The organism is Permianibacter fluminis, assembly GCF_013179735.1.
In the GTDB taxonomy this organism is placed as follows: domain Bacteria; phylum Pseudomonadota; class Gammaproteobacteria; order Enterobacterales; family Permianibacteraceae; genus Permianibacter; species Permianibacter fluminis.
This window is the reverse complement of the sequence record NZ_JABMEG010000002.1, coordinates 495,380-507,289: the sequence shown is the minus strand read 5'-3', so window position 1 is coordinate 507,289 and position 11,910 is coordinate 495,380. Positions and strand designations below refer to the sequence as shown.

At 58.3% G+C, this 11,910-nt stretch carries 10 protein-coding genes; 4 read left to right on the top strand and 6 right to left on the bottom strand.

What is annotated here, in order from left to right; translation table 11 throughout:
- Positions 1-3 precede the first annotated feature (3 nt).
- Positions 4-1,653 carry an electron transfer flavoprotein-ubiquinone oxidoreductase gene (locus HPT27_RS17480; RefSeq protein ID WP_328820720.1) on the top strand — a complete coding sequence of 550 codons (1,650 nt, stop codon included), beginning with the start codon at positions 4-6 and terminating at the stop codon, positions 1,651-1,653.
- A 70-nt stretch (positions 1,654-1,723) separates the two neighbouring features.
- Here HPT27_RS17480 and HPT27_RS17475 read toward each other — a convergent pair whose 3' ends face one another.
- The 6 genes from HPT27_RS17475 to phhA all read right to left on the bottom strand — a co-directional run bounded on the left by HPT27_RS17475 (position 1,724) and on the right by phhA (position 8,044).
- Complete coding sequence (locus HPT27_RS17475; RefSeq protein WP_172246168.1) at positions 1,724-3,058, bottom strand: DUF3466 family protein; 1,335 nt, start codon at positions 3,056-3,058, stop codon at positions 1,724-1,726.
- Between the two features lie 16 nt (positions 3,059-3,074).
- Entirely contained in the window at positions 3,075-3,722 is a 648-nt protein-coding gene (maiA, locus tag HPT27_RS17470) for a maleylacetoacetate isomerase (protein ID WP_407951151.1), read from the bottom strand.
- Between the two features lie 5 nt (positions 3,723-3,727).
- Complete coding sequence (locus HPT27_RS17465; protein WP_172246166.1) at positions 3,728-4,750, bottom strand: fumarylacetoacetate hydrolase family protein; 1,023 nt, start codon at positions 4,748-4,750, stop codon at positions 3,728-3,730.
- A gap of 70 nt (positions 4,751-4,820) precedes the next feature.
- Positions 4,821-5,954, bottom strand: a complete 1,134-nt coding sequence (locus HPT27_RS17460; RefSeq protein ID WP_172246164.1) for a homogentisate 1,2-dioxygenase — start codon at positions 5,952-5,954, stop codon at positions 4,821-4,823.
- Complete coding sequence (gene hppD, locus HPT27_RS17455; RefSeq protein WP_172246162.1) at positions 5,947-7,053, bottom strand: 4-hydroxyphenylpyruvate dioxygenase; 1,107 nt, start codon at positions 7,051-7,053, stop codon at positions 5,947-5,949. The genes HPT27_RS17460 and hppD overlap by 8 nt, the downstream gene beginning before the upstream one ends.
- Positions 7,054-7,243: 190 nt before the next feature.
- A complete protein-coding gene (gene phhA, locus HPT27_RS17450) occupies positions 7,244-8,044 on the bottom strand; it encodes a phenylalanine 4-monooxygenase (RefSeq protein ID WP_172246160.1) in 801 nt (266 codons plus the stop codon).
- A gap of 199 nt (positions 8,045-8,243) precedes the next feature.
- Between phhA and HPT27_RS17445 the strand changes: the two genes are divergently transcribed.
- From HPT27_RS17445 to ung, 3 genes are all read left to right on the top strand, one after another.
- On the top strand, positions 8,244-10,292 hold the full coding sequence (locus HPT27_RS17445) for a lytic transglycosylase domain-containing protein (protein WP_172246158.1): 2,049 nt from the start codon (positions 8,244-8,246) through the stop codon (positions 10,290-10,292).
- Positions 10,293-10,492: 200 nt separating this feature from the next.
- Entirely contained in the window at positions 10,493-10,792 is a 300-nt protein-coding gene (locus tag HPT27_RS17440; protein WP_172246156.1) for a DUF6763 family protein, read from the top strand.
- A gap of 236 nt (positions 10,793-11,028) precedes the next feature.
- The gene (gene ung, locus HPT27_RS17435) at positions 11,029-11,700 is read left to right on the top strand and encodes a uracil-DNA glycosylase (RefSeq protein WP_172246154.1); all 672 of its coding nucleotides are present in this window, start codon (positions 11,029-11,031) and stop codon (positions 11,698-11,700) included.
- The last annotated feature ends 210 nt before the right edge of the window (positions 11,701-11,910 follow it).

Genomic DNA, 11,910 nt, shown 5'->3' with positions numbered 1-11,910 from the left:
CTCGTGGCACGTGAAAGCATGGAGTTTGATGTCGTCATCGTCGGTGGTGGGCCGTCCGGCCTGGCTGCTGCCATTCGGCTGCGTCAGCTGGCGCAAGAGAGCGGCCATGACATCAGCGTCTGTCTGGTCGAAAAAGGCTCGGAAATCGGCGCCCATATCCTGTCCGGTGCGGTATTCGAGCCGCGGGCGCTGAACGAACTGCTGCCGAACTGGAAAGAACTGGGCGCACCGCTCAACACCGAAGTCAGCGCTGAAAAATTCCTGTTTCTGAGTGAGACCGGCGCAGTCTCGTGGCCGACCTCGCTGCTGATCCCACAGCAGAAAAACCATGGCAATTACATCATCAGCTTGGGCAACCTGTGTCGCTGGCTCGGTCAGCAGGCTGAAGCCATGGGCGTTAACTTGTTCCCCGGTTTTGCTGCGGCCGAAGTGCTTTATCACGACGATGGCTCGGTCGCCGGTATCGCCACTGGCGACATGGGCATCGGCAAAGATGGTCAGCAGAAAGGCTCCTACCAGCCGGGCTATGAACTGCGCGCCAAATACACGCTGTTCGCTGAAGGTTGTCGCGGCCACCTCGGCAAGCAACTGATGGCCAAGTTCGGTCTGCGCACGGATCGCGACCCACAACATTACGGCATCGGCATCAAAGAGCTTTGGGACGTGCCGGCGGAAAATCACCAACAAGGTCTGGTGGTGCACTCAGCCGGCTGGCCATTGCAATCCGACACTTACGGCGGCTCGTTCCTGTATCACCTGGAAAACAACCAGATCGCCATCGGCTTTGTCATTGGCCTGAATTATTCCAACCCGTATTTGAGTCCGTACGAAGAATTCCAGCGCTTCAAAACCCACCCCGCCATTGCCAAATACCTCAAAGGCGGCCGTCGTGTTTCTTATGGTGCCCGGGCGCTTAACGAAGGCGGCTGGCAATCGGTGCCGAAACTGTCTTTCCCCGGCGGCCTGCTCATTGGCTGCGAAGCCGGCTTCCTGAATCTGCCGAAAATCAAAGGCAGTCATACCGCGATGAAATCCGGCATGCTGGGCGCCGAGACCGTATTTGCCGCCCTGAAAAACGGCAGCGCCGGCCACGAGAATCTGAGCGCATTTGAAACGACTTACCGCAACTCCTGGGTACACGACGAGTTGTACCGCGCCCGCAACACCTACCCGGCCTTCCACAAATTCGGCCTCTGGGGCGGCGTGCTGTTCACCGGTGTCGATCAACTGTTGTTCCGCGGCAAGCTACCGTTCACGCTGCGGGTCAGCCAGCCAGATAACGAATCACTGGAGCTGGCATCACGCAGCAAGAAGATTCAGTATCCGAAACCGGATGGCGTGCTGAGTTTTGATCGGCTGAGTTCGGTGTTCATTTCCAACACCAACCATGAAGAAGATCAGCCCTGTCATCTGACGCTCAAAGACAGCTCGATACCGATTGACCACAACCTTGCCCTGTACGACGAACCGGCCCAGCGTTACTGCCCGGCTGGCGTCTATGAAATTGTTCGCGAAGCCGACAACCGACCACGCCTGCAGATCAACGCTCAGAATTGCGTGCACTGCAAAACCTGCGACATCAAAGATCCGAAGCAGAACATCAATTGGGTGGTGCCGGAAGGGACTGGTGGACCGAATTATCCAAATATGTAATCTGATTCAGCACCGACAAAAAAAGGGAGCGAAAGCTCCCCTTCTTCTGAGTCATTTTCCTGACTGCAATTCATTTAACTACACGACGTGTGCGACGACGTGTGCGGACCAACAGCAATATCGGAAGGAACAACGCAGCAAAAACACCCCCACCACTTTGATTTTCAAACTCTGGCTCAGCTGGCGAACAGGGGGTTGGAATAGAATCAACATTTGGATTGGGCGTTAGTAAGAAAGCCCTAACATTTGTGCCTCTCGTGCCGTAACCGATAATTTGGCCGCTGTCATTGATACCAACCGCCTCAGTAAGCGTCCAGCGTGTAGATGGCGAAGCTTCACAATCAATGCGCAAATTAAGGTCCACCAATTTCGCTGAAGAAGTGGCACTTGCAAATACAGTAGCGTGATAGATCGTAGGTCCAGAGGATGCCTGTGCGGTACCAACTATATCGCCTGCAGAATTGATTGCATTAGCTTGACTAAAGCGAAAAGTCTCGCCCAGCTGCCCTAAACCACGCATTACTGGTGTTGTTGATTCATCATAAAGAAAAGCTTCGATCTTGGAGTTACCTGTTGTATAGGAGCGACCAACTACCTGTCTGAGCGCATTAATGTCGTTTGCTTCAGCTGAAGTCCCTCCTAAGGTCTGCAGATCGAGCAAAGTATTGGGAGTATTAAGCTCCAGCTGAATTGCTCTAGAAACTCCATCTTTTACCGAGAAACCTACGGCTCTTCCGGCAGCCCCATTTACTGCACGAAGCACACTGCCGGTTTTATCTTGAAGTGCCGGAATAAGGGTCAGGCCACCTCCCGGAGTAAATACAAAACCACGTGTGTAGTACGCAGTATCTCCAGAAATGGCCTGAGCTGTTGCATAACCAACAACATATCCATCATCCGAAACATCAGTAGCGCTTACTAATCCAACTGTTTGTACGGGCACACCCAAGTCCGTCATGCTACCGCCAACAGGTATACGAAAAGCACGTATCTGAACCGTTTCGGTTGTACCGTCAACGGCAGTAACCTTGTTACCACGGCCGACGATTTCGCCAGCCCCATTGACGGAAACAGCGTAACTCTCATCCTTACCCAAATGCCCCAAGTCGGCCATGGTACCTGATTGCAAGCTAAACGCGTGATAAACGTAATCTCGTATTTCTTCAGTGACATTGCCGTCACCGTCAATATCTCCTGTGTCTGGCACAAGTGGTCCGTTGGACGTTCCAACTATAGTTCCTGCGTTATTGATCCCATACGCGAAACTAAACGCACCACACTTTGTTGGATTGGCCGGATCACACAGCGTAGGCAATTCAACCACATCATATTTATTTGCCACAGCTGCAAATGCCAAACCAGACGCAGACAACGCTGCCGCCACTACAGTCAATCGAAACAGCATGATGATTTCGTTTCTCTTATTCGGAATCAGGTTGGCGCGAAGGGTGCGCAGACTGGAAAGCGGGCAACTCGTTGCAGGCTTTCACGGCGGCGGCCAAACGCGGGTACGGTGTCAGGTCGCACTGGAATCGTTCGGCATTGAACCACTGCGGCACCAGACAGACATCGGCGAACGTCAGTTGTTCCCCGAAGCAATACGGACCAGAAGGGTTGCGCTGTGCGACCTCGGCTTCCAGCCCGCGGAAACCTTCCGCGAGCCAGTGCCGTATCCAGGCAAGCTTGGCATCCTCGCTGATGCCGAGGGTACCGGTCAAATACTGCAACACCCGCAAGTTGTTCAGCGGATGGATGTCGCAGGCTATATGTTGAGCAAAGGCGCGGACTTGCGCCCGTTTCAGCGGCTCGGACGGCAGCAAGGCCGGGGTGGGCGTGAGCTCTTCCAGATACTCCAGAATGGCCAAACTTTGACCAACTCCGCCTGCCTCCGTGTCCAGGAACGGAATCAGCCCCTGCGGGTTGCGGCTCCGGTAAGCGTCGCTGCGCTGCTCACCGCCGTTGCGCAACAGGTGGACAGGCAGTGCCTCGTACGGCAGCCCTTTCAGGTTAAGGGCAATCCGAACCCGGTATGCGGCCGACGAGCGAAAGTAGGTATAGAGCTTCAGCACAAGGCTCAACCCGGCAACGTGTAGGGCTGTACCGTCTGATCGATGGCGCCGAAAATACTGTGGCCCGACGCATCAAGCATCTCGATCCGGACCCGCTCGCCATATTTCAGGAACGAGGTCTTTGCCGCGCCATGGCGCAGCGTTTCTACCGTCCGCACCTCGGCGATACAGGAGTAGCCCAAACCACCATCCACGACCGGCTTGCCAGCACCGCCATCGGTATCCCGGTTCGAGACCGTTCCCGAGCCAATAATCGCGCCGGCGCCCAGCGGCCGGGTTTTGGCCGCATGGGCCACCAACGCCGGGAAATTGAACGTCATGTCGACACCAGCGTTCGGTTTGCCCATCAGCTCCTGATTGCGCCAGGTCAGCAGAGGCAGCTGCACCTTGCCATCCTGCCAAGCGGTGCCGAGCTCATCCGGCGTTACCGCCACCGGCGAAAACGCACTCGACGGCTTGCTCTGGAAGAAACCGAAACCCTTGGCGAGTTCGGCCGGAATCAGATTGCGCAAACTGACATCGTTGACCAGCATGAGCAGACGGATCGATTTCGCCGCCAGCTCGGCAGACGCCGCCATTGGCACATCGCCGGTAATGACCGCCACTTCGGATTCCATGTCGATGCCGAAATCCTCGCTGGCCATGACGATGGGATCACGCGGTGCCAGAAAGGTATCGGAACCGCCCTGATACATCAGCGGATCAGTCCAGAACGATGGCGGCATCTCGGCGCCTCGCGCCTTGCGTACCAACTCGACGTGATTGACATAGGCCGAGCCATCCGCCCATTGATAGGCTCGCGGCAGTGGCGACAAACAGACCGCCTCGTCAAACGCTTTCGCGGCCAGCGTGCCGGCATTCAGCTGCGCATAAAGGGCCTGCGCTTTCGGCGCCAGAACAGCCCACTGGTCCAGCAGTGCCTGCAAGGTCGGTGCGATGTCCGGAATGGCAGCGCAGTGTTGCAAATCCCGGCTGACCAGCACCAGCTGACCATCGCGACTGCCATTTTTCAATGTTGCAAACTTCATTCAATGTCCCTCAAAACTCACCGACAAAACCGTTCAGCCAACCTGGTGACCGGTATTCAGCGCTCGGTATTCAGCCCTTGGTTTTCCAGCTATCGGCATACGCTTTTTCTTCCACCGCAAACGCCGCTTCGCCAACCACCAGCGGATCGCGGGTGTCGACCATCACGGCGACTTCATCGGTTTCCTTGCGTGTATGCTGCTGACCGGCAGCAAATGCCTTCGGATGCGGACCGTGAGTAAAGCCGCTCGGATGGAATGTGATCATCTGCGGGCCGATATTGTCACGGCTGAAGAAATTGCCGGCGTGATAGAAAATCACTTCATCGAAATCATCGTTGTTGTGATAAAACGGCACTTTCAAGGCGCCCGGATCGGACTCGATCGGTCGCGGCACAAAGGTGCAAATGACAAACCGGCTGGCGACCCAAGTGGTGTGCGCCGAGGGCGGCAAATGGTAACGGTGACTCATCAGCGGCCGGATATGACGCCAGTTGATGCGGACCACCGCCAGATCACCATGCCAGCCAATCGCATCGAGCGGACTGTGCGGATAGCTGACCACCGACACGGCATCCAAGCGTTTGATCAAGACCTTCCAGCTACGGCCATCGTCCTGCTGGGCGAGAAATTTTTCATCAATGGCCGGCACATCCAGCATGGCCGGATCGAAAATCGCCTGCGGGCCGAGCAAGCCCTTGTCCGGCAACTGATAAGAGTCATTGGTCGCTTCGACCATCAACATGGTGATCGGTTGATGGATTTCCAGCCGCCACATGCAGCCACGCGGAATGACCACATAGTCGCCTTCACCAATGCGCAGACAGCCGTAATCCGTGAACAAATCGGCGTCGCCGGCGTGAACAAAAAACAGATCGTCGCCATCGGCATTGCGGGCCAGATAATCCATGCTGCGCGGGCAGTGCCAGTAACGCATCTTGCAGCTGGCATTGTGCAGGAACAACGGCGCCTGCCACGGACTGTCGGTCGACAGTTCGAGGTTTTTCAGATTGAACGCGCGCGGACGCAGCGGGCCTTCCCAGCTGGTCCATGCGGTCGGCGGCCGCTTGTGATGAAAATGCGCAGTCGGGCCAAAAAAGCCGCTACGGCCGGCTTCCCGCTCGTAAATGCCTTCTTCCGGAAAATCGGCGTGAGCCTGCCGCGAGATCTTGCCTTCCCGCCAGGGGAACGAAATCCACTTACGCATTCGTTTTTTCCTTTTTGCTGTCGCTGAGCACGCCGCGACGAATCTGATCCTGCTCAATCGACTCGAACAATGCCCGGAAATTGCCTTCGCCAAAACCTTCGTTACCTTTGCGCTGAATGATCTCGAAGAAGATCGGACCAATCACGGTATCGGTAAAAATCTGCAGCAAAATGCCATCGCCCTTGACCGGCGCGCCATCGACCAGAATGCGCAACTCGCGCAGCTTGTCGAGGTTTTCGCCATGGCCGGGGACGCGGGCGTCGACACCTTCGTAATAAGTGTCCGGGGTATCGAGGAACTTGACACCATTGGCCTTCAGCTTGGCGACCGTGGCGTAAATATCCTCGCTCGACAGCGCAATGTGCTGGATGCCTTCGCCGCGATACAGCTTGATGAATTCTTCAATCTGCGACTTGTCATCCGAAGATTCGTTGATCGGAATCCGGATTTTGCCGCACGGACTGGTCATGGCGCGGCTGAGCAGCCCGGTCAGCTTGCCTTCGATATCGAAGTAACGGATTTCCCGGAAATTGGCGATGCGTTCATAAAAGCCGGACCAGACATTCATGTTGCCGCGCTTGACGTTGTGGGTCAGGTGATCCAGCACCGCCAGACCGACGCTGTTTTGATCCGGTTTCGCGCCCGGAATCGGCCGGAAGTCGACGTCATAAATATTGCGCTCACCGTAGCGGTCGACAAAATAGAGCACGCTGCCGCCAATGCCGTATACGGCGGGAATATTCAGCTCCATGAAGCCGTATGAACCCTTGAACGGAATGGCGCCTTTTGACAGCGCGTACTCATAGGCCTTGACCGCATCCTTGACCCGGAACGCCATTGCGCAGGCACAGGGGCCGTGGGCGTCGGCAAATTGGGCAAAATGGGTATAGGGCTCGGCATTGATCAGGAAGTGGATATCGCCTTGCTGATAAACCGTGACATCTTTGCTGCGATGCTTGGCAACCGCGGTAAACCCGAGCAGAACGAACAGCTTTTTCAGGGTTTCCAGGCCAGCCGGTGTCGGTGCGGTAAATTCAACGAACTCGAAGCCGTCGGTGCCGATGGGATTGACCGGATCAAAATCAGCGTTCTGCGTCATGGCAGGCATCCTGGCAGGTGAACAAGCAATATGAATGGGTGGTTACAACGGCTTTGTGCAATCTCAGGCGTCAGTGACACGCGCTTTTCGCTGACGCCCGTTTTCAAGAATTTTTTAGCAACGGCTCATTTCGTCACACCATCGGACGAAACGTAAACGGCGGTCGCCCGCCGTTTACCCGTATGCCGACTCAGCTGGCGATAGCATCCGGTTTCGGCGGAAATTTCGGCGCATGCAGGCCAAGCCGTTTCGCCTCTTCGACTTGCGCCATGATGTCGCCGCGAGCGACATCAAACAGCTGACGCAGGCTATCCAGCTCAAAATAAACCGGTTGCATGATGTCGATGCGATACGGTGTCCGCAGCACATCGACGACGTCGAACGGTCGCACTTCCGGCACGTCGCTGTAGACGTACTTGGTTTCGCCAATCGACGAAATGATGCCGCCGCCATAGATCCGGCGACCCGTGGCCGAGCGCAGCAAACCAAACTCGATGGTGAACCAGTACAGTCGGGCCAGAAACACCCGATCTTCTTTCGAGGCGGCGTAACCGAGTTTGCCGTAGGTGTGAGTGAATTCCGCGAAGTAGGGATTGGTCAGCATCGCGCAATGACCAAAAATTTCGTGGAAAATATCCGGCTCTTGCAGATAGTCCAGCTCTTCCCGCGTCCGGATAAACGTTGCGCAAGGAAACTTCTTGTCCTGCAGCAGCGAAAAGAACGTGGTGAAATTGATCAGCGCCGGCACCCAGGCCACTTCCCAGCCGGTTTCCTTGCGCAGCACTTTTGACACTTCATCCAGCTGCGGCACCCGATCCTCAGGCAAATTCAGCAGATCGATGCCGTGCATGTACTCATCACAGGCTTTTCCGACCACCGCTTTTTTCTGCCGCGTGATCAGCTCATTCCAGATTGCGTTTTCTTCATCGCTCCAGTGAATGACGCCATGTGCGTTCATTTCCTTGGCGAGGTATTTGGTGCCTTTGGCCATGCCTGACTCCAGCGTGCAGAAACTGCCGCCCGTCGATTGCTAACGGCCGCATTATCCGCCCCCGAGCAGGCAAGCGTAAAGCCGGCTGACGGTACGATGAGTGGCGAAATTGCCGGGAATCATCGACAATGTTGACCAAGATGATTCGATTTTCCGTTGTCCGCCCGGCCTGTTTCCCGGGTAATCTGAACTGCAGAACATGAGCCGCCCACTGTATTGTCGTTTTTTGGTATTCACGTTGTTGCCACTGCTGGCGACCGCTGTCACTGCTGCCACCGGAAACAGCCCGCTGAAGTCCGCGGAAATGGTGGTCGACAACAACCAGCCGCCAGTGTTGCTTGGCACCGGTCCGGCTGCCGACCCGTACGAAAACGCCCGCCGATTGTTCCGTCGGCTGGAGCCGCTCGTTGCCAGCCAGCCGGAATTGCTTGATCAGCATCGGACCGCGCTGGCGGATTATCCGCTGCTGCCCTATCTCGAAGCCGATGTCCTGAACGCGGCGTTTCCAAAGGTTGATGAGCGCGTGCTCGGCGCCTTTTTGCTGCGCCACGATGGCGCCCCGTTTGCCGAACAGCTGCGGGAAGACTGGTTGCGCCGGCTCGCCGGCAAGAATGATGCGGCCGGCTTTCTGTTGTATTACCGGCCGAGCCGCAATCTCGAGCTGCGTTGTCATTACCTGCGCTTTGCGCTGAGTGGCGGCAGCAATCCGACCGCGCTGCCCGGCTTCGCTGAAATCTGGTTAACGGCCAAACCCTTGCCTAGCGCCTGTGCCAGCGTCGAAAAATTGTGGATTGCCGCCGGTGAGCGGACCCCGGAGCGCATTTGGCAGCGGCTGGAACTGGCCGTCGAGGAAGACGAAGGCGCAACCATCCGCGCGCTGCGGCCACTGTTGCCGGTCGCCGAGCGGCCGCTGACCGAACTCTGGCAGCGGCTGCGCAAGCATCCGCTGGATGTCACCAAGTCCGAGTTGTTTCGCAGCAACTCGCCGGAGATCTGGCGCCTGAAAGCCTGGGCGCTGGAGCGATTGGCCTGGCGGGACCGCGACGAGGCGCTGGCCGCTTGGGATCTGGTCACCAGCGATCCGGCGTTCCCGATCGTCTGGCGCGAACAGGCCGGCCGTACCTTTGCCCTGGCGCTGGCCGGCGCCGGCCACCCGGCCGCCAGCCGGTTTCTCGCGGCCATTCCAGCCCGGCTGACCGACGAGCGCGTCGCCGCGGCGCGGGTAGTCGATGCCATGCGCCGGCTAAATTGGACCGATACCGATTACTGGCTCAACCAGCTGCCAGCCTCTGAGTATCAGAGCAATCGCTGGCGTTATTTCAGTGGCCGCAGCCTGGCCGCTCAGGACCGCAGCGACAGTGCCGTCGGCATCTGGCAATCGCTAGCTGGCAATCTCGACTATTACGGTTTTCTGGCACGCGGCCAGCTCGGCCAGCGCAACCGGATGAGTCCGCCGCCTTTAGCGGTATCGGCCGATACCGTCGCCCGCATCCGGGCATTGCCGGCGATGCAGCGGGCCAGGGAATGGTTGGCGCTGGACCGGCAGGTGGACGCCCGGCGCGAATGGTATGCCCTGAGCCAGACCCTGAGCCCGGCCGAGCTGCATGCCGCCGCCGTGGTCGCCAATGACTGGAACTGGCCGGATCGCGCCATCGCCGCGCTCGGCAAAGCCCCGGCGACCGGCGCCTGGGAGCTGCGCTTTCCGCTGGCCCATGCCGATACCCTGACCAGCGAATCGCGCTACCGGCAGATCCACCCCACGTGGGCGTTCGCAATTACCCGGCAGGAAAGCATGTTCATCAGCGACGCCAAATCCGGCGCCGGCGCGCTCGGTCTGATGCAGTTGATGCCGGAAACCGCGCGGCAAACCGCCCGCAAATACCGCATCCACTACGACGGCAGTCACGATCTGATTCGACCGAACCAGAACATCCGAATCGGCGTCGCCCATCTGGCCGAGCTGATTCAGCGCAACGCCGGCAACTACGTTTACGCCACCGCGGCCTACAACGCCGGCCAAAGCCGGGTCGACCGCTGGCGCGAGCAATTCGCCGATTTGCCATTGGATATCTGGATTGAAACCATTCCGTTTCAGGAAACCCAGAATTACGTCAAAAATGTCATGGCCTACAGCCTGATTTATGCCGAACGGCTTGGCCAGGATGCGCAAGTGTTTGATCTGCTGTCGGATAGCGCCCGAGCCCCCTTGCCGACGCCGCCACCGCTTGCCGGACCGCCGGCGCCCTGAGCCAAATGCGTGATCCGGGCCGCGTGTGAGCGGCTATGCTAGGCAGGTAACGGACATCGATGCCGTCACCTGCCGGGCCGCTGCGACGCCATCACGCGCCGCGCTCACACCAATCAAAGCGACGCCCGAAACCGGTTTCATTGCACGAGCAGCGAGCAGCCCACAAACGGCCGCTGCGCCGCCCGAAAAGGACACAGGTCATGGTCCGCAAACTCGAACCCATCGTTGGCGAGTGGTATCGCGATCACGGCGAACAACGCCTGTTTGAAGTCGTCGCGATGGACGACGCCGATGGTGTCATCGACATCCAATATGCCGACGGCGATGTGCTGGCACTTGATCGCGACAGCTGGCGCGATTTGTTGCTGAGCATGGCGCCGCCGCCATCGAATCGGGGTGGCGAATCAGACTTTGTCCTGGATGCCGACGCCGGTACCACGCACTTGCCGGATGACGACTGGCACGACAGCCACGACGAATTGCCGGACGACGATTACTGAGCGGTTGCGCGATGCCCATCCGGAGTTCGGTGCTGGATTCCGAACGGATTGCGACACGGGCTTCAGCCTGTGCCTCGACCTCCGCTTCAACCGCAGCATCAACTTCAGCATCAACCCAACCACCTGCAGCAAGCTCAATCGCCATCTGAACCGCAGGCTCCGGCGCGTCATCGAATGACGCGCCGGAGCCGCCATGCTAACGTGCGCCGCCTGAATAACCGGCACCGACCCCGACCATGAATGACAGCTGGAGCAGCGCACTGCAGGGCGAAAAAGACAGCCCGCATTTTCGCGCGGTCATGCAGTTTCTGGATCAGCAGCGCGAACAGGGCATCACCATCTACCCGCCACGGGATCGGCTGTTTGCCGCGCTCAAAGCCACCCCGATCGAACAGCTCAAGGTGGTCATCCTCGGGCAGGATCCTTACCACGGTCCGGGTCAGGCCAATGGCCTGTGCTTTTCGGTCAATCCGGGCGTGCCGCTACCACCGTCGCTGCTGAACATGTTCAAGGAACTGCAGGCCGATCTCGGCATTCCGATCAGTCGCCACGGCGATCTGTCGCACTGGGCCCATCAGGGCGTGCTGCTGCTCAACACCGTGCTCAGCGTCGCCGCCGGTCAGCCGCAATCGCATCAGGGTCAGGGCTGGGAACCGTTCACCGACCGCATCATTCGTGAAGTCAACGACCGCTGCCCGCATGTGGTCTTCCTGCTCTGGGGCAAACCGGCGCAGAGCAAACTCGGCATGATCGACAGCCAGCGCCACACCGTGTTGACGGCACCGCACCCCTCGCCGCTTTCCGCGCACCGGGGCTTTTTCGGCTGCAAGCATTTTTCCCGCTGCAATGCCGCATTGGTCGGCCACGGCCAAACGCCGGTCGACTGGGCGCTGCCGGCGCTGGCATAAGCCGGGCAGCCATGATTAAGATGGCAGCTGGTTGTTGTAGGCCCGTTCGCCGCTGATCGCCTGCCGATTGGCCGGCAACGGCTCCCAGACCTGTCGTTGACCCATCACTGAGGCGCTTGCAAAGGAATGCTGTCGATCAAAGCCCGCGCCGCCCACTTCCTCCCGCTGTCGGCACCGACATGCTGACCATGCTGCGTTGGCCATTGCGAC

What these genes read in the sequence shown, in the direction of transcription:
- hppD (WP_172246162.1), bottom strand. Translation starts at nt 7,053, where the DNA reads ATGACGCAGAACGCTGATTTTGATCCGGTCAATCCCATCGGCACCGAC.
- HPT27_RS17440 (WP_172246156.1), top strand. Translation starts at nt 10,493, where the DNA reads ATGGTCCGCAAACTCGAACCCATCGTTGGCGAGTGGTATCGCGATCAC.
- HPT27_RS17460 (WP_172246164.1), bottom strand. Translation starts at nt 5,954, where the DNA reads ATGCGTAAGTGGATTTCGTTCCCCTGGCGGGAAGGCAAGATCTCGCGG.
- HPT27_RS17465 (WP_172246166.1), bottom strand. Translation starts at nt 4,750, where the DNA reads ATGAAGTTTGCAACATTGAAAAATGGCAGTCGCGATGGTCAGCTGGTG.
- HPT27_RS17445 (WP_172246158.1), top strand. Translation starts at nt 8,244, where the DNA reads ATGAGCCGCCCACTGTATTGTCGTTTTTTGGTATTCACGTTGTTGCCA.
- ung (WP_172246154.1), top strand. Translation starts at nt 11,029, where the DNA reads ATGAATGACAGCTGGAGCAGCGCACTGCAGGGCGAAAAAGACAGCCCG.
- phhA (WP_172246160.1), bottom strand. Translation starts at nt 8,044, where the DNA reads ATGGCCAAAGGCACCAAATACCTCGCCAAGGAAATGAACGCACATGGC.
- HPT27_RS17475 (WP_172246168.1), bottom strand. Translation starts at nt 3,058, where the DNA reads ATGCTGTTTCGATTGACTGTAGTGGCGGCAGCGTTGTCTGCGTCTGGT.